This is a genomic window from Streptomyces sp. NPDC091416 (assembly GCF_044756845.1).
Taxonomy (GTDB): Bacteria; Actinomycetota; Actinomycetes; order Streptomycetales; family Streptomycetaceae; genus Streptomyces.
The window spans coordinates 183,180-202,273 of record NZ_JBIVTU010000004.1 but is presented as its reverse complement, the minus strand read 5'-3'; the positions used below and the strand labels follow the sequence as shown (position 1 = coordinate 202,273).

Here is a 19,094-nt window from a genome sequence, read left to right as displayed (position 1 = left end):
ACCCCCACCCGCTATGCGCGGGCGTGTGCCCCCCGCCAACCCGGGGGGCGGGGCCCCACCGGTCGGGCATGGGGGGCCCCCCCCCCCCCCCCCCGCCCCCCCCCCGGGGGGGCCCGGGCCCCCGCGCCCCGCCCCGGGGCCTCTGTCCTGCCGGTCTACTCCAGCGTGTACGACTTCGCCGCCGCAGCCGCCGACGCGGGCCTGACGACCTTGAGGCCGCCGGGTGCCTTGGCGTCCGGCTTCATGATCACGCTCTCCCGGGTGGAGGGAGCCGCCGGGTCGGAGAAGTCATGTGGCATCCCGAAGTCGCTGCCGAAGTCCGTGATGGTGAGCAGGGCCTTGCCGACGCCCTCACGGGTGAGGTCCTTCGAGGCGCAGGCCTTCTTCAGTACCTCGCCGAACAGGCTCGCCGCGTTGTATCCCGCGATGACGCCGTTGTCGAGGCCGTCCTTCGGGTACTCGGCGCCGTACTCCTTGGCAAGCTTCGCCGGGCCCGCGCCCGGGTCGCCGATCGGCAGGGTGGAGGCGGCGACGTAGTAGTCGTTCGCCAGGGCCGGACCCGCCTGGGTCTTCAGCAGCTGGGGCGCGAACGCCGAGTTGTTGCCGACGACCGGGACCTTGAACCCGGTGGCGGCGGCGACACCGACGAGCGAAGCCGCCTGACGCGGACCGGCGCTGATGATGACGGCCTTGACTCCGGCCTGCTTGAGCGCGGCGACCTGGGCGGTCATGTCGTTGTCGGTGGGCTTGATCTTCTGCTCGACGACGGTGAGGCCCGTCTCCTTCGCCGCGTACTTCGAGCCGGCCAGGGCGTTCTCGCCGTAGTCGCCCTCGAAGTAGACATGACCGATCTTGTCGCCCTTGGCGATGCGCTTCTCGGCGAGCAGGTAATCGATCAGGTTGATCGTCTCGACGTCGTACGTGGCGCCGATGACGCGGATGTACTTGCTGCCGACCAGGTTCGCCGACCACGCCTGCGGCAGGACCAGCCCCTTGTCCTGGCCGTCGATGCGCTTCTCGACCGCGGCCACGAACGGCGAGCCGATGAACTGGGTGAAGCCCAGCACCTTCGGCTCCAGTTCGGTGTAACCGGCGATGGCCTTCTGCGGGTCGTATCCGTGGTCGCGCACGGTCAGTTCGACCTTGCGCTCGCAGATGCCGCCCGCGGCGTTGGTCTGCTTGACCCAGAGCTGCTGGGCCTGGGTGACGCTCTTGCCGAGCGAGGCGTAGACCCCGGTCATGTCGGTGAGCGCGCCCAGCGAGATCACCTTGTCGGTGACGCCTTCGCCGGTCTTCACGCCGGCCTTGTCCTGGGATCCCTCGTCGGAGGACTTGGCCTTCTCGCTGCAGCCCACGAGAGTGAGGGTGAGGGCCGCGCACACGGCCCCGAACACACGCAGTTTCATTTCTTCTCCCCTGAATTCTTCATCAGACGTGTCAGGCCGCCGGGCAGGAACAGAACAGCCGCGACCACCGCGGCGCCGTACAGATAGCGCGATGCCTCGCCCGGGGCGAGACCGCCCGTGCCGGGGGCCGAGACCAGGGGCAGGGAATCGCTGTAGTGGGTGAGCAGTTGCGGCAGCAGCGAGACGAACGCGGCCCCGACGACCGCTCCCGCCACGGTGCCGAGCCCGCCGATGACGATCATGGCGAGGTATTCGAGGGACAGGACCATGCCGAAGTACTCGGGCACGGTCCGCTGGAAGACCAGCGCGAGCAGGACGCCCGCCAGTCCGGCGTACATCGAGGACAGGACGAAGACACCCGCCCGGTAGCGGGCCACCGGGACACCCATCACACCTGCCGCGATGCGGTGGTCCCGGATGGCGTTGAGCGCCCGGCCCGGCCGGCCCCGCAGCACCCCGCGGGCGAAGAGGCCGCTCAGGAGCAGGGCGAGCAGGGCCGCGTACCAGAGCTTCTCCGAGGACTGGAACGGCACGCCGGCCACGATGACCTCGGTGTCGTCGAAGCCGAAGCCGAAGAGCGAAAGAGGCGGTACCTCGCGGCCGTTGAAGCCGCCGGTGAGCGAGCCGGCGTTGAACAGCACATGCTGGCCGATGAAGATCAGGGCCAGTGTGGCGATGCCGAGATAGGCGCCGCGCAGCCGGGCCGCGATGGGGCTGAAGAGTCCGCCCGCGGCTCCCGCGAGGAGGACCGCGAGGACGGCGGCGAGCCAGCTGGGCAGGCCGAGCCCGGAGAGCTCGTGCCCGTTCTCCGTACCGCTCTCCCCCGCCAGGACGCAGTAGCCGTACGCGCCCACCGCGAGGAAGAAGGCATGTCCCATGGAGAGCTGGCCGGTGGCGCCGGTGAGGAGGTTGAGTCCGATGGCACCGATGGCGGCGGCCATCGCGAAGAGTCCGGCCTGCAGCCAGAAGCGGTCCAGGTAGAACGGGAAGGCGAGGAGCAGCACCGAGCCGACGGCCCAGAGGCAGGTACGTGGATGGAGCAGCCGGGCGGCGAGGCCGGTGCCGCGCGGGGTGGTGGGCCGCGGGGCCGCGGCCGTCTCGGTGGTCGTTGTCTCAGACACGGGCGAGCTCCTTCGTACCGAAGAGTCCCGCGGGTCGCAGGAGCAGCACGAGCACCATCACCAGATAGGGGGCGAGGTCGCCGATGCCGCGGCCCAGGAAGGAGAGGTCGCTCTGGTAGCCGGTGGCGAGCGATTCGGTGACGCCGACGATGAGGCCTCCGGCGAGTGCTCCGGTGGTCGAGTCGAGTCCGCCGAGGATGGCTGCGGGAAAGGCCTTGAGGGCGGCGAGTGAGGTGGCCCGTTCCAGTCCGGGTGTGGGGAACACGGTGAGGAAGAGTGCGGCCACCGCGGCGAGTGCTCCGGCCACCGCCCAGGCGGCGAGCGAGACCCTCCCGAGCTTGATCCCCATCAGGGCCGCGGTCTGCGGGTTCTCGGCGGCGGCCCGCATCGACACACCCCAGGAGGTGAAGCGGAAGGCGAGCAGGAACGCGGTGATCAGCAGGCCTGCGGCGAGGAACGCGGCGATCCGGGTCTCGGCCAGGGTGACGCCGCCGACGGTGACGACGCCGTTCCCCCACGGGTCCCCGAGCGCCAGCACGTCCGTGCCCATGCGCCGGGTGAGTTCGGTGGTGAGGAGGATGTCGACGCCGATGGTGACGATGGCCAGGACGCTGTGGTCGCTGCCCCGGTAGCGGCGCATCACGAGGAATTCGACGGCCGATCCGACGACGGCCGCGCCCGCGATGCCGACGGCGAGCGCGGGCCAGAAGCCGATGTCGTCGTGGAGGACTGCGGTCACGTAGCCGCCCGCGAGCAGCAGGGAGGCGTGGGCGAAGTTGACGACCTCGGTGGCTTTGAAGATGACGACGAAGCCGAGCGCGATCAGTGCGTAGACCGAGCCGATGGAGAGGCCGCCGAGGAGGAGTTCGATGAAGGTGGTCATTCCTGTGCCCCCAAGTAGGCCTGGACGACGGCCGGGTCGTTCTGGACCTCGGCGGGGGTGCCGCCGGAGATCCTGCGTCCGAAGTCGAGTACGGTCACGGCGTCCGCGAGCCGCATCACCACGCCCATGTCGTGTTCGACGAGCACGATCGAGATGCCGAGACTCGTGCGGATCCCGGCCACGACCGCTGCGGTGCGCCGCCGTTCGTCGGCGGTCATCCCGGCGACGGGTTCGTCCAGGAGGAGGACCTGTGGCTCCATGCAAAGGGCGCGGCCGAGTTCGACGAGCTTCTGCTGTCCGTACGGGAGCGCACCGGCCGGCCGGTCCAGCTCCTTCTCCAGACCGATGAACTCGGCGATCTCGCGGACCCGTTCCAGATGGCGCCGGGCCTCGCGTGCGGCGGACGGCAGACGCAGTCCGCTGGCGAGGAACCCGGCGCGGGTGAGCCGGTGGCGGCCGAGGAGCAGGCTGTCGGTGACGGTGGCGTGCGGGGGCAGCGCCAGGTTCTGGAAGGTCCGGGCGACACCGAGTCGGGCGATCTTGTGCGGGGCGAGTCCGGTGAGTTCCGTCGTGCCGAGGTGGACGGTGCCGGATGTCGCCCGGTACACCCCGGACAGCACGTTGAAGGTGGTCGACTTCCCTGCCCCGTTGGGGCCGATGACGGCGTGCACGCTGCCCGGCTCCACGGTGAAGGAGACGCCGTCGAGCGCGGTGAGTCCGGCGAAGCGGACGGTGACGTCGCGGACGGTGAGCGCGGCCGGGGCGGTGGTGACCGGGGCCGTTTCCTGGGTGAGGGTCATGCGGACCACCTGCTCAGGCCGCGTACGGACCCGGATGCCTGGTCCGCGTCCTCGGCGGCCGTCTCGTCGACGACGCCCAGGTAGCGGCGGCGCACCTCGTCGGAGGCGGCGAGTTCGCCGGCCGGCCCCTCCAGGGTGACCTCGCCGACCTCCAGGACGTAGGCCGTGGAGGCGAGGCGCAGGGCGATCGCCGCGTTCTGCTCGACGAGCAGGACGGAGGTGCCCGAGGCGTTGATCTCCTGCACCGTCTCGGCGATGCGCTGCGCCATCAACGGGGCCAGCCCGAGCGAGGGTTCGTCGAGCAGCAGCAGCCGGGGCCGGGCCATCAGGGCCCGCCCCATCGCCAGCATCTGCTGTTCGCCGCCGGACAGCAGACCGGCACGCTGGTGTGCCCGCTGGGCCAGTACCGGGAACAGCTCATGCACGCGGGCCAGTGCGCCCGCCGACGCCTTGCGCCCGCCACGGGCTCCGAGGGCGCCCGCCCGCAGATTGTCGGCCACCGTCATGCGGGCGAACACCTGTCGTCCTTCGGGCACCTGGACCACTCCGGCGGCCACCACCTGGGCGGGCCGCAGCCCGTCCAGGGGGCGCCCGTCGAAGCGGATGGTGCCCGTACCCGTCCCGCGGTGGAAGCCGAGGGTCCGCGAGATGGCCCGCAGCAGCGTGGTCTTCCCGGCCCCGTTGCCGCCGAGTACGGCGGTGATCGTGCCGGCCGGCACATCGAGGGAGACGTCGCGCAGGGACCGTACCGGGCCGTAGCCCACGGACAGTGCGCGGATCTCGAGCGTTGCCATGCGTCCTCCTCCTTCCGCCTTGTCTTGGAATCGACGTGTCGATTCGTGGTGCGCAGGGGTACCTGTCCGGTCGTGGCCGGCGGTTTCCGCCTGTGCCCGCCCTGCCTGCCCTGTGTCTGTGTGGGGCCACAGACCAGCAGCGGGAGGGCCGTGCGTCCACGGCCACCGGCCGAAACGCTGCGGGTGCCCCGTGCGGAGGGCGGCCGGTTGTGCACGCGCACAGAGGAGGGCCGTGTGCTGTCGCCCGGGGCCCGGAGCGGTGTCATCCTCACGACGGCGGTCCGGCGGAGCGGGCCGGGGCCCGGACAGGCAAGCGCCCCCAGGGCGTGCGGAGAACGGAGCGGGCATGCGGCAGCGCGGGGACGAGCGGGGGTGGGCGCTGCTCGACGCGTTGCTGGACGACGAGACCGGGCAGGATCTCGCGGCGCTCGCCGGTGCGGTACTGGGGCTGCCGGAGCGGGGCCGGTACGCGGTGGCGGTGGTCGCGGAGCGCGGGTGCGCCTGGAGCCGCCCGGCCGACGCGCACGGGATGCGGCTGGTGTGGCGGTCACGGCCGGACCGGGAGATCGCGGTGGTGGCCCTGGGCGAGGCGGATCCGGCCGCCGTCGCCACACTGCTGTCCGGCACGGGCCCCGGCCCCGGCGGGGTCAGCCCGGTGGTGGACGGCCTGTCCGCCCTGGGCACGGCCCGCCGGCTGGCCGACGCGGCGCTGCTGACGTGCGGGGAGAACGGGGAGGCGGTCGTGTGCCTGGACGGCAGGGTTCCCGGGGCACTGGTGGCGGGGCAGCCGGCCCTGGCGGCCTACCTGGCCGCGGACGTGTTCGGGGCGCTGCTGGCCCGCGATCCGAGGGACCGGGCGCTGCTGGTGTCGACGCTGGACGCGTGGGTGGAGTGCGGGGGGTCGGCGGGGCGCACGGCGGTACGGCTGTGCTGCCACCGGAACACGGTGCTGAACCGGTTGCGGCGGCTGGAGGAACTCACGTCACGGTCGTTGTCGCGGCCGCGCGAGCTGGTGGAGCTGATGCTGGCGCTGGACGCGGTACGGCTGGGCTTCGGCCCGCCGGGCGACTGAGGACCGGGGTCCACGAGCAATCCCCGGACCGGCCCGCCGGTCGGCTCAGGACCGGGGTCCACGAGCAATCCCCGGACCGGCCCGCCGGTCGGCTGAGGACCGGGGTCCGCGAGCCTCCTGGCCCCGGACCCCGGTCTCCCGGTCCTCGTGTCCTCAGCGCAGGAAGTCCCGCGCGATGGACTCCGCGACCCGCTCCAGGAGCGGTCCGGCCTCGGCCATGCAGACCGCGGGGTCCGGCTCCAGCTCCGTGAGCGGGTACGCGCGGCGGATGCCCGCGCCGCCCAGGGCCTCCGGTGCGAGCGCCAGGCGCCCGCAGACCGCGACGACCTCGATGCCGGCCGCGCGGGCTGCCGCGGCGACACCGGCCGGGGCCTTGCCGTGCAGGGTCTGTTCGTCGAGTGAGCCCTCGCCGGTGATGACCAGCGTGGCCCGGGCCAGCGCGGGGGCGAAGCCGAGGACGTCGAGCATCACCTCGATCCCGGGCCGGAACCGGGCGCCGAGGGCGACGAGCGCCCCGTACCCGATCCCGCCCGCCGCGCCCGCACCCGGCAGCTGTGCCTGCTCGGGTCCCAGCACGGAGGCGTAGTGGACGAGCGCCGCGTCGAGCACCGCGATGTCGTCCTCGCTCGCGCCCTTCTGGCGGCCGTACACCTCGGGTGCGCCCTTGGGCCCGGTGAGCGGGTTGTCGACGTCGCTCGCGAGGATCAGGTCGACCTCGCCGAGGCGCGGGTCGAGCCCGGACAGGTCGGCCGTGGCGAGATCGGCGAGGCCGCCGCCGCCGGGGCCGACGGGCTTGCCGTCCGCGTCCAGGAACCGGGCGCCGAGCGCGGCCAGCATGCCCGCCCCGCCGTCCGTGGTCGCGCTGCCGCCGACGCCGAACACGAGGGTCCGCGCGCCCGCTTCGAGGGCCGCGAGCAGCAGCTCACCGGAGCCGTACGTGGTGGCCGTGAGCGGGGCGAACTCGCCCGCCGGCAGGTGCTGGAGGCCCGAGGCCTCGGCCATCTCGACCACGGCGGTGGTGTCGCGCACCGCGTAGGCGGCGGTCACGGGGTCGCCCAGCGGCCCGGTCACCCGCGCCTCGCGGCGCTCGAATCCGGCGGCCACCGCGGCCGCCACCGTGCCGTCGCCGCCGTCCGCCACGGGCAGGGTCTCGACCCGTACCTCGGGGGCGACACGCCGCAGCCCGGCCGTCACCCGCTCCGCGACCTGTACGGCCGTGAGCGAGCCCTTGAACTTGTCCGCCGCGACGAGCACGCGTGCGGTCTCCATCACTGCTCCGTCCGTCACTTGAATCCCTTTGCTTTCGAACAGGCAGTCGCGCCGCCCCGACCCTATCCTCAGCACCCCCTCCCTGCCCATGGGTGTCCGTGCCCTGGACCCGGCCACTACGCTGCCGCTGTGACCACCACTGATTACGCCACGTACATCGCCGGTCTCCCGAAGGTCCTGGCCGGTGCGGCCTGCGTCTTCCGTGACGGCCGGGGCCGGGTCCTGCTCGTCGAGCCGAACTACCGGGAGGGCTGGACACTGCCCGGCGGCACGATCGAGTCGGCGGACGGCGAGACCCCGCGGCAGGCGGCGCGGCGCGAGTCGGCCGAGGAGATCGGCCTGGACCTGGAGCCGGGCCGGCTGCTCGCGGTGGACTGGACGCGTGGCACCGCGCGCCCGCCGATCGTGGCCTACGTGTACGACGGCGGGGTGCTGGACGAGGAGCAGCTGAAGGCGGTCCGGGTCCAGGAGGAGGAACTCCTGTCGTGGAAGCTCGTCGATCCCGCGGATCTCGGGGACCACCTGCTCGGTGCGCTCCACGGCCGGGTACGGGCGGCGCTGGACGTGCTGGAGTCCGGCGCGGGCGCGGCTGAGCTGGAGGACGGCACGCCGGTCGCCTGAGCCGGGGCGCGGTTGCCGGTGGCCGCGCGCGAAATGACTTCGCCGGGTGGGGCGGTCGCTGCGTACGCTCCCCGCATGACACTGGTGGCGATCCTCAGCGGCGCCGGCATCTCCACGGACTCCGGCATCCCCGACTACCGCGGGCCCAACGGTCTCTGGCGCAAGGACCCGGAGGCCGAGAAGCTCGTCACGTACGACCTGTACATGGCCGATCCGGAGATCCGCCGCCGCTCCTGGCTGATGCGGCGCACCACCGCGGCGTGGAACGCCGAGCCGAACGCGGCACACCGTGCGGTGGCCGGCCTGGAGCGGGCGGGTGTGCCCGTACGGGTGATCACGCAGAACGTCGACGGTCTGCACCAGGCGGCCGGTCTCCCGGCGCGCAAGGTCTTCGAACTCCACGGCACCGCACTCCACGTGGTGTGCACCCGCTGTCACGCCCGTTCGACGATGGCCGAGGCCCTGGCGCGGGTCGGGGCGGGCGAGCCTGATCCGCCCTGTCGCGTGTGCGGCGGGATCCTGAAGCCGGCCACGGTCATGTTCGGTGAACGGCTCGACCCGGTGGTGCTGGGCGAGGCGATGGCGGTCGCGAAGGGCTGCGAGGTCTTCATCGCGGTCGGTACGACGCTCCAGGTGCAGCCCGCCGCCTCGCTGGCCGGGATCGCGGCGGAGCACGGAGCGCGCCTGATCGTGGTCAACGCGGAGCCGACGCCCTACGACGCGCTGGCGCGGGAGACGATCCGGGAGCCGATCGGCACGGCACTGCCCGCGCTGCTCGAGCGGCTGGCGGACGAGGCGGGTTCAGGGGCGAGCGCCGGGCGGTGAGGCCGGCGGCCGGCGCTTCGGTCCGGTGCGTGCCCCGCGCCCTCCCGCCGTTCGACGAGGGGCGACGCGCGCCCCGGGCCCGGCAGCCGGCTTCCTGCCCGAAGCTCGCCGGGGCCCTACCGCGAGGCGCCCGCCCCCTCCTCCCCCTTGTGGCGCCGGTAGTAGCGGGCCACCCGCGCACGGTTGCCGCAGCGCGCGGCCGAGCACCAGCGGCGGCGGGGGTGAGCGGGCACGAACAGCATCGTGCAGTCCTCCGCCTCGCACTCCCGGATGCTCGCGAGCGCCGGATCCGCCAGCAGCTCGGCCACCGCCTCGGCCAGGGCCGCGGCCACCCGCACCCCGAGCGGGCCGGAGCGGCGGGCCGGGGCCACGACGCTCTCGCCGTTCCACTGTGCGTACCGGACGGCGGGGGCGGCGAGCTGGGCCTCGTTGAGTCCGCGCAGGGCCGTTTCCGGCGGGCGCTCGCCGCGCCGGGCCGCCGCGACGGCCGCGGTCGCGGCCGCCCGGACCGCGCGCACCGCCGCCAGATCGTCCGGGGTCGGCTCCCGCACCCCGGCGGCACCGGGCAGCCGCTCGCCCTCCAGTGCCAGCCAGGCCAGCAGACCCGCCGTATCGGCCAGGTGATCGGCCGGGGAGCCCTGGGCCGTGTACGGCAGCGTGTTGAGCAGGTCCAGGGCGAGCAGCTCGCCGGTCAGGGGCTCATCTCCGTTCATGCCACTAACGCTAACCCAAGCACTTGACGCATTAGAACTCTCCGGCATAGAACTAATGCATCGGATCAACCAGGAGGCATGTGAACATGGCGATTCAAGCTGTTCCGCACATCCGTCACCGGCACATCGAGGTCGACGGCGTCCGTGTCTTCTACCGCGAGTCGCTCCCCGCCGGCGCGGCGGACGACGCCCCGGTGATGCTGTTGCTGCACGGCTTCCCGTCGGCCTCGCACCAGTTCCGCCGGCTGATGGACGCGCTGGGCGCCCACTACCGGCTCATCGCCCCGGACTACCCGGGTTTCGGCCACAGCGACGCCCCGGCGTCCTCGACCACCGGCGGCCCGTTCACGTACACCTTCGACCGGCTCGCCGACATCACCGAAGGCTTCGTGCGGCAGCTCGGGCTGTCCCGCTTCGTGATGTACGTGTTCGACTTCGGTGCCCCCGTCGGCTTCCGGCTCGCCACCCGCCACCCGGAGTGGATCGCCGGCCTGGTGGTGCAGAACGGCAACGCGTACGAGGAGGGGCTGTCGCAGCAGGCCCGCGACTTCATCGCCCTGCGCCCGGAGGTCCCCGGCGCGGCCGACACCGTGCGGTCACTCCTGACCCTGCCCGCGACCCGTGGTCAGTACGAGGGCGGCACGGCCGACCCGGAACGGGTGGCGCCGGACGGCTGGACGCTGGACCAGCACTTCCTGGATCTTCCGGGCCGCACCCGGCCGCAGCTGGACCTGGCCTTCGACTACCACTCCAACGTGGCGCTGTACCCGCAGTGGCAGGGCTGGCTGCGCAAGCACACCCCGCCGGCACTCGTCGTCTGGGGCACGGGCGACATGTTCTTCACCGAGCCCGGCGCCCGCGCCTATCTGCGCGATCTCCCCGACGCCGAACTGCACCTCTTCGGGACCGGGCACTTCGCCCTGGAGGACCACCTCCCGCAGATCGCACCGCTGATCGCGGACTTCCTGGACCGCACGTGGGCGGCCGGAGGCCGGGTGCGGTAACATTGACGGCTGCGAAGGGGAGTAGCCCTGCAAACCGGTCGTCGACACACTGGAACCTCCGGGTTCCCGGTGGCCGGGCTCGTGGATCATTGCGGGCGGGCGAGACCTTCGGTCAGGTATGACACGCCCACGCCCTGTGGGCGGTGCCGTCATGCCGGGCCGAGTGGTCCTCCGACAAGCCCGAGCGGCACTTCGCGGAAGACCCGGGGCCCGGCTCCAACAGAAAGCCACCCGGAATGCATCTCGACCCCCTGGCGATCATCACCGCTTTCGGGCTGATCTTCCTCGCGGAACTCCCCGACAAGACGATGTTCGCGTCGCTGGCCATGGGCACGCGCATGCGCCCGCTCTACGTCTGGTTCGGCACGTCGTCCGCGTTCATCGTCCACGTCGCCATCGCGGTCGGGGCGGGCGGCCTGCTCGGCCTGCTGCCCGACTGGATCGTCAAGCTCGTCTCCGCCTCCCTCTTCGCCTTCGGCGCCTTCATGCTGCTCCGGGCCGACGCGGGCGATGACGACGAGGACAGCGGCCCCAAGACGGTCACCGGCTTCTGGCCGGTGTACTCCACCGCCTTCATGGCGGTGTTCATCAGCGAGTGGGGCGACCTCACGCAGATCACGACGGCCAACCTGGCCGCGAGCAACGGCGCCTGGTCCACCGCGATCGGATCCGCCGCAGCGCTGATGTCCGTATCGGCGCTGGCCCTGCTCGCGGGACGGTTCATCGCCAAGCGCGTTCCGCTCAAGACCGTCCAGCGCATCGGCGGGGTGTGCATGCTGGGTCTGGCGATCTGGACGGTCATCGAGATCTTCACCGGCTGACCGGTTCCGGAGGACGGGCGAAGGGCTCCGCGTGTGGTCTGCGCGGAGCCCTTCGCCGTACGGATGAGCCGTACACGAATGGGCCGTACGGTCCCCCGTGGGGTTCTCAGAAAAGCGCCGGGGTGCTGTCCTCCGTACCGTTCTCGAAGGCGAGCAGCCGCTGCTTGCGGTCGAGGCCGCCGCCGTATCCGGTGAGGCTCCCCGAGGCCCCGATCACCCGGTGGCACGGCACGATGATGCCCACCGGGTTCTTGCCGTTGGCCAGCCCCACCGCGCGCGAGGCGCCGGGCTTGCCGAGGTTCTCGGCCAGTTCGCCGTAGGTACGGGTCTCGCCGTACGGGATCCGCAGGAGCTCGGCCCAGACGGAGCGCTGGAACGGGGTACCGGCGAGGTCCAGCGGGAGGTCGAACTCCCGCAGCTCACCGGCGAAGTAGGCCTCCAGCTGCTCCACCGCCGCGTCGAAGGGGCCCGCGTCGGGCTCGCCGAAGGTCTCCTCGGGCGGCCGGTGGCGCTGGCCCGTCATGTAGAGACCGGCGAGGACCCGGTCGGTGGCGACCAGGGTCAGCGGGCCGTACGGACTGTCGATCACCGTGTGCTGCCGGGGCGCGGTGGTGGCACGTGTCGTGGTCACGAGGAACTTCCTTGTGCGGGAAGGCGGTTGATGGGGTGGTCGTCGGCGGTCCACAGGTACTGCACGGCATAGGCCCGCCACGGCCGCCAGCCCGCCGCGCGTGCCGTGAGCGCGGCCGGTGTCGACGGCAGGCCGAGCTGCTCGGCGGCCCGCCGGATACCGAGGTCCGTCGGCAGGAAGGCGTCCGGGTCGCCGAGCGCCCGCATGGCGATGACCTCGACGGTCCAGGGGCCGAATCCGGGCAGGGCGTTCAGTTCGGCCCGGGCCTTCTCCCAGTCGGTGTCGGTGCCCAGGCGCAGCGTGCCGTCCGCCAGGGCACCGACGAGCGTGGTGAGGGTACGGCGGCGGCTGCGGGGCAGGGCGAGCTGCTCGGGGTCGAGTCCGGCCAGTTCCCGGGGTGCCGGGAAGAGATGGGTGAGCCCGCCCTCCGGGTCGTCGACGGGAGTGCCGTGGGCCGTGACCAGCCGGGCCGCGTGGGTACGGGCGGCGGCGGTGGACACCTGCTGGCCGAGCACGGCACGGACGGCGAACTCCGCACCGTCGACGGTCCTCGGCACCCGGCGACCGGGGTCCTTGTCGACCAGCGGGGCCAGCAGCGGATCGGCGCGCAGCTGCTCGTCGACGGCCACCGGGTCGGCGTCCAGGTCCAGCAGCCAGCGGCACCGGCTGATGGCCAGGGTGAGGTCGCGCGGGTCGGTGAGCGCGAGCCGGCAGGCGATGTGGTCGGGGTGCGGGGTGAGGGCGACGATTCCGTGCCCGTGCGGCAGGTCGAGCGTGCGGCGGTAGGCCCCGTCGCGCCACTCCTCGACTCCGGGGACGGCCGTCGCGGCGAGGTGCCCGAAGAGGTTGCTGGGGTTGAGCGGGGCACGGTACGGCAGCCGCAGCGCTATCACCCCGGGTGTGGCCGGCGGCCGGGCCGACCGGGAGGCGCGGCTGCGCAACTCCCCCGGGGCGAGGGCGAAGACCTCGCGGACGGTGTCGTTGAACGTGCGGATCGAGGCGAACCCGGCTGCGAAGGCGACCTCGGCCATGGGCAGCCCGGTCGTCTCGATGAGCACCCGCGCGGTCTGCGCCCGCTGCGCCCGGGCCAGCGCGAGGGGTCCGGCGCCCAGCTCGGCGAGCAGCTGGCGCTCGATCTGGCGGGCCGAGTACCCGAGCCGGGTGGCCAGGCCGGGGACGCCTTCCCGGTCGACGACCCCGTCCCGGATGAGGCGCATCGCGCGGGCCACGGAGTCGGCGCGGGCGTTCCACTCGGGTGATCCGGGGCTCGTGTCGGGCCGGCACCGCTTGCAGGCCCGGAACCCGGCCTGCTGGCAGGCGGCGGCGCTCGGGTAGAAGCTCATGTTCTCGACCTTGGGCGGCACGACGGGGCAGCTCGGGCGGCAGTAGATCCGGGTGGTCAGGACCGCGGTGAAGAACCATCCGTCGAAACGGGCGTCCTTGGACTGGACGGCCCGCACGCAGCGCTCGGTGTCGGTGTGCATGGTTCCAGCATGGGCCACGGCCGGGGCCTCGGCTGGCGAGAATCCGACATCAGCCTCGCGCCGCGGACCGGTCCGTGTCCGTCGGCCGGTGGTTACCGGGCCGGTCAGGTGGTGGCGGCGAAGTACGCGGCGGCGGCGTCGATGAATCGGTCGTGCGCGGCCCGTGCGGCGTCCTGTGCGGCGGTGAGTCCTTCCCGGTCCGTGGCGGCATCGACCATGTCGTACGTGGCGACGACCATCGCCTGCGCGCTGATGTGGACGGCCGGTTCCGGCACCAGGAGCCGCAGCGCGACCAGGGGGCGGGTGATCGCGGAGCGGGTGGCGTGGGACCTGGCGCGCAGCTCCTCCCGCTCGGCCTCGTCGGCGCCGCGCAGCAGGGCCTCCCCGCGCATCCACAGGGCCCGCCGGTGGTCGGAGCCGGCCGCGGCGAGTGTCGTCACGGCGTCGAGCCGGTCGCGGCGTACTTGTGCGGTGGCGGCCGCGCGCTCGGCACGGCCGGCCGCCATGTGCTGGAAGGTGCCGGTGACGATCGCCCCGAGCAGCGTACCGAGGACGGCGAGGACGGTGGCTGTCATGATCTGCTCTCCTGGCCGGGCGCAGGCTTCCGGGCGCCGGTACGGGGACGGGTGTCGTGGCAGTACCGTGCCCGACACGACGGCGGCCGAAGCGCCGCCACGGCACAGATCCGATTTCCGGGGCCGCGCCGGGCGGGCATCGGATTCCACGGGGGCGGAATCCCTCTCGCCGTCCGCGTGCGGGTCATGAGTTGACAGACCACGTCGCGGTGAGAGGCTTGAGTGAACTCCACCGCCCGACTCCGCCGCCGCGTGGACGGCACCGGGCCTCGCCGGCTCCGCGACCGCACCCGGGCCGGGCCCCGCGCCGCGCGGAAGAGCAAGGGAGAGCCCTCATGACGGACGCGTCGTCCGCGTCGATCTGTTCGCATCTGGACCAGGTCGGGCGCGTCACCCCGGACAGCCCCGACTCATGCCCGCAGTGCGTCGCGCTGGGCGACACCTGGGTGCATCTTCGCGAGTGCCAGAGCTGTGGGCAGGTCGGCTGCTGCGATTCCTCCCGCAACCGGCACGCCACCGCTCACCATGAGGCCACGGGGCACCCTCTCATCCGCTCCTACGAGCCCGGCGAGACCTGGTGGTGGTGCTACGAGGACCAGGTGACCTTCGACGTCGACGGCGTCGGACCCGCCCGGGCGGGATGAGCGCGGCCGGCCGTCCTTGCGGTATTCGTCCACCCGCTGTCAGCCCCGCGCCGCCGCCAGCGCCTCCTGGAACTCCACGTACGCGTGCGCGTCGAAGAGCACGAACCGCACCTCCTCGACGGGCGCCGATGCCTCCGCCAGCACGGTGCGGACGGCGATGCGGGCGCCGTCGTCCATCGGCCAGCCGTAGATGCCCGTGGAGATCGCGGGAAAGGCGACGGTGCGCGCCCCAACTCCGCGGCGACACGCAGCGCTTCGCGGTAGCAGGACTCCAGCAGGCCCGAGCGGTCCTCGGCGCTGCTCCAGACCGGGCCGACCGTGTGCACGACCCAGCGGGCGTCGAGCTTTCCGGCGGTGGTGGCGACGGCCCGGCCCGTGCGCAGCCCCTTGCCGTACTTCGATGCGCGCAACTCCCGGCAGGCGGCCAGGATTTCGGGGCCGCCCCTGCGATGGATCGCGCCGTCCACCCCGCCGCCGCCGAGCAGGGAGGAGTTCGCGGCGTTGACGACGGCGTCGACGGACTGCTGGGTGATGTCGCCCCGTACGAGGGTGACGGTGACGGCGGAAGGTGTGCGCATCCGGCCATCATGCCGTGGTCCGCGGGTCCGTGGCGGCCGACCGCACGCGATGGATGTCAACGGCCGCCGGACGGCCCCGATCGGCGCAACCGCCGCCACACCGCCTTCGCCGCGTGGTGACCCGACATGCCGTGCACGCCCGGACCGGGCGGGGTCGCCGACGAGCAGATGTAGACGGACGGATGCGCGGTCGCGTACGGAACCCGGGCGAGCCTGGGGCGGATCACGGTCTGCAGCCCGGCGAAGGCACCGCAGGCGATGTCACCGTCGACGTAGTTCGCGTTGCGCACCGCGAGCTGGGGCGGGCCCGTCACCGCGCGGGCGAGGACGATGTCGCGGAAACCGGGGGCGAACCGCTCCAGTTGGCGTTCGATGACGTCGGTGGCGTCACCTTCCCAGCCCGCCGGAACATGTCCGTACACCCAGAAGACCTGCTTGCCCTCGGGGGCTCGGGACGGGTCGGTGAGGCTGGGCTGCGCGGTGATGAGGAAGGGCACGCTCGGGTCCCGGCCGGTCACCGCGGCGCGCAGCGCGGTGTCGATCTCTCCGGCCGTGGGGCCGATGTGGACCGTGCCGGCCCGGCGGGCCTCCTCGGCGGTCCAGGGAACGGGGCCCGACAGCGCGTAGTCGATCTTGAAGCAGGAGGCGCCGTAGCGGTAGTCCCGGTAGGCGTTGCCCAGACCGGCGATCCGGGCGAGCGCGGTCGGTGAGGTGTCGAAGATGTACGCACGGGCCGGCGGCAGTTCGTCCAGCCGCTTGACCTCCGTGCCCGTACGGATGGTGCCGCCCTGCTCCCGCAGGTACGAGGCGAGGGCGTCGGAGATGGCCTGCGAGCCGCCGCGCGGCACCGGCCAGCCCTTCTCGTGCGCGGCGAGCGCGAAGAGCAGGGCGATGCCGCCGGTGGCGAGGCCGCTGGTGGGGGCTATGGCGTGGGCGGCGAGTCCGGCGAACAGGCCCCGGGCCTTCTCGTCGCGGAAGCGGCGGGACAGGAGTGTGGCGGGCTGGATCGCGTCGAGCCCGAAGCGCGCCCAGCGGTACGGATCCCGGGGCAGCCCGTCCCACGGGGTGCGCAGGAAGTCCTGGGCGAGCGCGTCCCAGTGGCCCAGGAAGGGCGCGAGGAGTCTGCGGTAGGCCCCGGCGTCCCGCGGTCCGAGCGCCATGGCCGTCTCCCCGACCGACGTGGCCAGCACGGCCGCGGAACCGTCCGGGAACGGGTGGGCCAGGGCCAGCGGCGGCTGCAGCCACTCCAGGCCGTGCTTCGCGAGCGGCATCGCGCCGAAGGCGGGTGAGCCGATGCCCAGTGGATGGACCGCGGAGCAGGGGTCGTGCCGGAAGCCCGGCAGGGTGAGTTCTTCGGTACGGGCTCCGCCGCCGACGGTCTCCCCGGCCTCGAAGACCTCCACGGCGAAGCCACGGCGGGCCAGTTCGACTGCGGCGGTCAGTCCGTTGGGGCCCGCCCCCACGACGACGGCATCGAGCATCGACGGCACCTTCGGACTCCTTTGTCAGCCGACGGTCTGAGAGCCCAGGATATTCGCAGGCGCCGACGGTTCGGGGGCGGGTACGGTGCCCGTCCGATGAATACTCCCGACCCCGCCCGCCCGGAGCGCCCGGACCCGCCCGCCGCCGCCTCCCCGGGAGCGGAGGAATCCGCGCTGCGGCGGAGAATCGACGCCATGGCGGAGCGGCTGACCGCGGTGCCGGGCATCCGTGCCGTCGCGCTCGGCGGCAGCCGGGCCCGCGGCACCCACCGGCCCGGTTCGGACTGGGATCTGGGCCTCTACTACCGGGGCGCGCCGGACCTCGCCGCGCTGACCGCGCTGGCGTCCGCGTTCCAGGGCTCACCGGTCGAGGTGGCCGGGCCGGGCGGCTGGGGGCCGTGGGTGAACGGCGGGGCGTGGCTGCGGGTGGACGGTGTTCCGGTCGACTGGATCCTGCGCGATCTGGACCGGGTCGAGGCGGTCTGGTCTGATTGCCGCCGGGGCCGTTTCGAGGTGGGCGTCCAGCCCGGTCATCCGCTGGGCTTCTGGTCCCCCGCCTATCCGGGCGAGGTCGCCCTGGGTCGCGTACTCGCCGACCCGCAAGGCGAGTTGACGGCACTTCAGCAGCAGACGTACGACTATCCGGAGCCGCTGCGCGAGGCACTCGCCGAGGCGGCCTGGGAGGCGGAGTTCTCGGTCGCGGCGGCCCGCAAGTCGGCACCGGGCGGTGACCGGCTCCATGTCTCGCTCTGCCTGTCCCGGGCGTTCGGCGTCCTCGCCCAGTCGCTGCACGCCCATCACCGCACCTGGTGCCTGAACGAGAAGGGCGCGCTGGCCGCCGCCGCGGCCCTGCCGGACACGCCCGCGGACTTCGCGGCGCGGGTGGGCGAGGCGCTCACGGGGCTGGACGCCCCGGCCGTGGAGACGGCGGATGCGGTCGTACGGGAGGTACGCGAGGTCCTTCGGGGCCGGGCCGTACGGGCCCGGGGGCCTCAGTCCCGCTGAATGGCCGTGACGCAGCGGGCGAGCAGCTCGCGCAGCGTGTCACGTTCCTGCGGGCTGAACTCGTCCGCCATGCGGCGTTCGATCCGCACCGCCTGGGCGTCGGCGAGACGCAGCGCCTCGGATCCGGCCTCCGTCAGGCGTGTCTCCAGCATCTTCTGGTGCCAGGGATGGACGGACCTGACGATCAGGCCGCGCTCCTCCAGGTGCTTCAGTACCGCGGCCATCGCCTGCGGCGTCACCAGACAGACCCGGGCCAGTGCCGCACCCGACATGCCCGGATGGTCGGCGAGCGCGAAGAGGGCCGCATACTGCGCGACGGTCAGCCCGGCGCCTTTCAGCGCGGCGCTCTTGGCTGCCATGAGGGTTTGCTCTGCGCGTTTGATGTCCGCGCCGAGACGGTCGCCGGCGGTCATTCCCATGCTCGCGAGCGTACAGCCATGCGCACATGGCAGGGTCCGGGCATGAGACAGGCATGGAAGTTGAATCAACGTCTTGATATAACTCAGCCCATGGATACTCAAGCCGAGCACAGTCATGCACCCGCCCACTACGGCGGAACCGTCCTCATCACCGGCGCCACCCAGGGCCTCGGCCTCCACCTCGCCCGCGATCTGGCGGGCCGCGGCGCGACCCTGCTCCTGCACGGCCGGAACAAGGAGCGGCTGGACCGGGCCGCCGCCGAGGTCCGGGCGGTCTCCGGCGGGCGCGCGGAGGTCCGCACCTATCTGGCCGACCTCGCCGACCTGGACCAGGTCCGCTCGCTGGCCGCCGCCGTCCGGGCGGCCGAGCCGCGGCTGGACGTGCTGGTCAACAACGCGGTGGCCGGTGGAGGCGCCGAGCCGCTGCGTCGCGAGGTGAGCGCACAGGGCCATGAACTGCGGTTCGCCGTCAACTACCTGACGCCCTGTCTGCTGGTCGGCGAACTGCTTCCGCTGCTCTCCGCGTCGGCCCCGGCACGGGTGGTCCAGGTGGCTTCGGTGGGGCAGTCGCCCATCGACTTCGACGACGTCATGATGGAACGCGGCTACGAGGGCCTGGAGGCGTACTGCCGGAGCAAGCTGGCGATGATCATGTCGACGTTCGACCTGGCCGCGGCCGGCGCACCCGGCAGCGGGGTCACGTTCAACGCCCTGCACCCGGCCCATCTGATGGACACCGAGGGTGTGCGGGCGTACGGGCTGACGCCTGCGGTCCCGGTGGAGGAGGGCGTCCGCCCGACGGTGCGGCTCATCACCGACCCGGCGCTGGCCGAGGTCAGCGGCCGCTACTTCGACCGGTTCGCGGAGACGGCCGCCCACGCACAGGCGTACGACCCGCAGGCGCGCGGGCGTCTCGCCGCACTGACCCGCGCCCTGCTGGCCTGAGGC

At 72.9% G+C, this 19,094-nt stretch carries 20 protein-coding genes and 1 pseudogene; 8 read left to right on the top strand and 13 right to left on the bottom strand.

Going from position 1 to position 19,094, the window contains the following annotated elements; all coding sequences use genetic code 11:
• Positions 1 to 155 precede the first annotated feature (155 nt).
• Genes ACIQMX_RS14495 through ACIQMX_RS14475 form a run of 5 tightly spaced genes read right to left on the bottom strand, consistent with a single transcriptional unit; the run spans position 156 to position 5,004 of the window.
• Entirely contained in the window at positions 156 to 1,406 is a 1,251-nt protein-coding gene (locus ACIQMX_RS14495) for an ABC transporter substrate-binding protein (protein WP_363074835.1), read from the bottom strand.
• Entirely contained in the window at positions 1,403 to 2,527 is a 1,125-nt protein-coding gene (locus ACIQMX_RS14490; RefSeq protein WP_402477841.1) for a branched-chain amino acid ABC transporter permease, read from the bottom strand. Before ACIQMX_RS14490 ends, ACIQMX_RS14495 begins: the two co-directional genes overlap by 4 nt.
• Positions 2,520 to 3,410 (bottom strand): branched-chain amino acid ABC transporter permease, encoded by an 891-nt coding sequence (locus tag ACIQMX_RS14485; RefSeq protein ID WP_363074837.1) that lies wholly within the window; start codon positions 3,408 to 3,410, stop codon positions 2,520 to 2,522. Before ACIQMX_RS14485 ends, ACIQMX_RS14490 begins: the two co-directional genes overlap by 8 nt.
• The gene (locus tag ACIQMX_RS14480) at positions 3,407 to 4,210 is read right to left on the bottom strand and encodes an ABC transporter ATP-binding protein (RefSeq protein ID WP_363074839.1); all 804 of its coding nucleotides are present in this window, start codon (positions 4,208 to 4,210) and stop codon (positions 3,407 to 3,409) included. Before ACIQMX_RS14480 ends, ACIQMX_RS14485 begins: the two co-directional genes overlap by 4 nt.
• Complete coding sequence (locus ACIQMX_RS14475) at positions 4,207 to 5,004, bottom strand: ABC transporter ATP-binding protein (RefSeq protein WP_363074841.1); 798 nt, start codon at positions 5,002 to 5,004, stop codon at positions 4,207 to 4,209. Before ACIQMX_RS14475 ends, ACIQMX_RS14480 begins: the two co-directional genes overlap by 4 nt.
• 346 nt (positions 5,005 to 5,350) lie before the next feature.
• Between ACIQMX_RS14475 and ACIQMX_RS14470 the strand changes: the two genes are divergently transcribed.
• Positions 5,351 to 6,076 (top strand): helix-turn-helix domain-containing protein, encoded by a 726-nt coding sequence (locus tag ACIQMX_RS14470; protein WP_363074843.1) that lies wholly within the window; start codon positions 5,351 to 5,353, stop codon positions 6,074 to 6,076.
• A gap of 153 nt (positions 6,077 to 6,229) precedes the next feature.
• On the opposite strand, the gene ACIQMX_RS14465 is transcribed toward ACIQMX_RS14470, so the two are convergent.
• Positions 6,230 to 7,345 carry a glycerate kinase gene (locus ACIQMX_RS14465; protein ID WP_363074845.1) on the bottom strand — a complete coding sequence of 372 codons (1,116 nt, stop codon included), beginning with the start codon at positions 7,343 to 7,345 and terminating at the stop codon, positions 6,230 to 6,232.
• 129 nt (positions 7,346 to 7,474) lie between these two features.
• On the opposite strand from ACIQMX_RS14465, the gene ACIQMX_RS14460 reads away from it, so the two are divergent.
• Positions 7,475 to 7,966, top strand: coding sequence for an NUDIX domain-containing protein (locus tag ACIQMX_RS14460; RefSeq protein WP_402477835.1), 492 nt, complete (start codon positions 7,475 to 7,477; stop codon positions 7,964 to 7,966).
• Positions 7,967 to 8,041: 75 nt separating this feature from the next.
• The gene (locus tag ACIQMX_RS14455; protein ID WP_402477832.1) at positions 8,042 to 8,791 is read left to right on the top strand and encodes an SIR2 family NAD-dependent protein deacylase; all 750 of its coding nucleotides are present in this window, start codon (positions 8,042 to 8,044) and stop codon (positions 8,789 to 8,791) included.
• A 116-nt stretch (positions 8,792 to 8,907) separates the two neighbouring features.
• On the opposite strand, the gene ACIQMX_RS14450 is transcribed toward ACIQMX_RS14455, so the two are convergent.
• Positions 8,908 to 9,504 (bottom strand): ABATE domain-containing protein, encoded by a 597-nt coding sequence (locus tag ACIQMX_RS14450; protein WP_402477829.1) that lies wholly within the window; start codon positions 9,502 to 9,504, stop codon positions 8,908 to 8,910.
• 86 nt (positions 9,505 to 9,590) lie between these two features.
• Between ACIQMX_RS14450 and ACIQMX_RS14445 the strand changes: the two genes are divergently transcribed.
• Entirely contained in the window at positions 9,591 to 10,508 is a 918-nt protein-coding gene (locus ACIQMX_RS14445) for an alpha/beta fold hydrolase (RefSeq protein WP_402477826.1), read from the top strand.
• Between the two features lie 236 nt (positions 10,509 to 10,744).
• Positions 10,745 to 11,329: a TMEM165/GDT1 family protein gene (locus tag ACIQMX_RS14440; protein ID WP_363074855.1), complete on the top strand. Its 585-nt coding sequence runs from the start codon at positions 10,745 to 10,747 to the stop codon at positions 11,327 to 11,329.
• A gap of 106 nt (positions 11,330 to 11,435) precedes the next feature.
• Here the strand turns inward: ACIQMX_RS14440 and ACIQMX_RS14435 are convergent, their stop codons facing one another.
• The 3 genes from ACIQMX_RS14435 to ACIQMX_RS14425 all read right to left on the bottom strand — a co-directional run bounded on the left by ACIQMX_RS14435 (position 11,436) and on the right by ACIQMX_RS14425 (position 14,019).
• Positions 11,436 to 11,960, bottom strand: a complete 525-nt coding sequence (locus ACIQMX_RS14435) for a methylated-DNA--[protein]-cysteine S-methyltransferase (RefSeq protein ID WP_363074857.1) — start codon at positions 11,958 to 11,960, stop codon at positions 11,436 to 11,438.
• Positions 11,957 to 13,444, bottom strand: coding sequence for an AlkA N-terminal domain-containing protein (locus ACIQMX_RS14430; RefSeq protein ID WP_402477822.1), 1,488 nt, complete (start codon positions 13,442 to 13,444; stop codon positions 11,957 to 11,959). The genes ACIQMX_RS14435 and ACIQMX_RS14430 overlap by 4 nt, the downstream gene beginning before the upstream one ends.
• 104 nt (positions 13,445 to 13,548) lie before the next feature.
• A complete protein-coding gene (locus ACIQMX_RS14425) occupies positions 13,549 to 14,019 on the bottom strand; it encodes a hypothetical protein (protein WP_363074861.1) in 471 nt (156 codons plus the stop codon).
• Positions 14,020 to 14,354: 335 nt separating this feature from the next.
• Here ACIQMX_RS14425 and ACIQMX_RS14420 point away from each other — a divergent pair, with 335 nt between their 5' ends.
• Positions 14,355 to 14,663 carry a UBP-type zinc finger domain-containing protein gene (locus ACIQMX_RS14420; protein WP_402477819.1) on the top strand — a complete coding sequence of 103 codons (309 nt, stop codon included), beginning with the start codon at positions 14,355 to 14,357 and terminating at the stop codon, positions 14,661 to 14,663.
• A gap of 39 nt (positions 14,664 to 14,702) precedes the next feature.
• Here the strand turns inward: ACIQMX_RS14420 and ACIQMX_RS14415 are convergent.
• Both ACIQMX_RS14415 and ACIQMX_RS14410 read right to left on the bottom strand, forming a co-directional pair.
• Positions 14,703 to 15,241: pseudogene (locus tag ACIQMX_RS14415) on the bottom strand (O-acetyl-ADP-ribose deacetylase).
• 56 nt (positions 15,242 to 15,297) lie between these two features.
• Complete coding sequence (locus tag ACIQMX_RS14410; protein ID WP_363074867.1) at positions 15,298 to 16,731, bottom strand: NAD(P)/FAD-dependent oxidoreductase; 1,434 nt, start codon at positions 16,729 to 16,731, stop codon at positions 15,298 to 15,300.
• 186 nt (positions 16,732 to 16,917) lie between these two features.
• Between ACIQMX_RS14410 and ACIQMX_RS14405 the strand changes: the two genes are divergently transcribed.
• A complete protein-coding gene (locus ACIQMX_RS14405; RefSeq protein WP_402478467.1) occupies positions 16,918 to 17,727 on the top strand; it encodes a nucleotidyltransferase domain-containing protein in 810 nt (269 codons plus the stop codon).
• Here ACIQMX_RS14405 and ACIQMX_RS14400 read toward each other — a convergent pair.
• A complete protein-coding gene (locus tag ACIQMX_RS14400; protein WP_363074869.1) occupies positions 17,715 to 18,146 on the bottom strand; it encodes a MarR family transcriptional regulator in 432 nt (143 codons plus the stop codon). The genes ACIQMX_RS14405 and ACIQMX_RS14400 overlap by 13 nt on opposite strands.
• Before the next feature lie 90 nt (positions 18,147 to 18,236).
• Here ACIQMX_RS14400 and ACIQMX_RS14395 point away from each other — a divergent pair, with 90 nt between their 5' ends.
• Positions 18,237 to 19,091: an SDR family NAD(P)-dependent oxidoreductase gene (locus ACIQMX_RS14395; RefSeq protein WP_363074871.1), complete on the top strand. Its 855-nt coding sequence runs from the start codon at positions 18,237 to 18,239 to the stop codon at positions 19,089 to 19,091.
• Positions 19,092 to 19,094 lie beyond the last annotated feature (3 nt).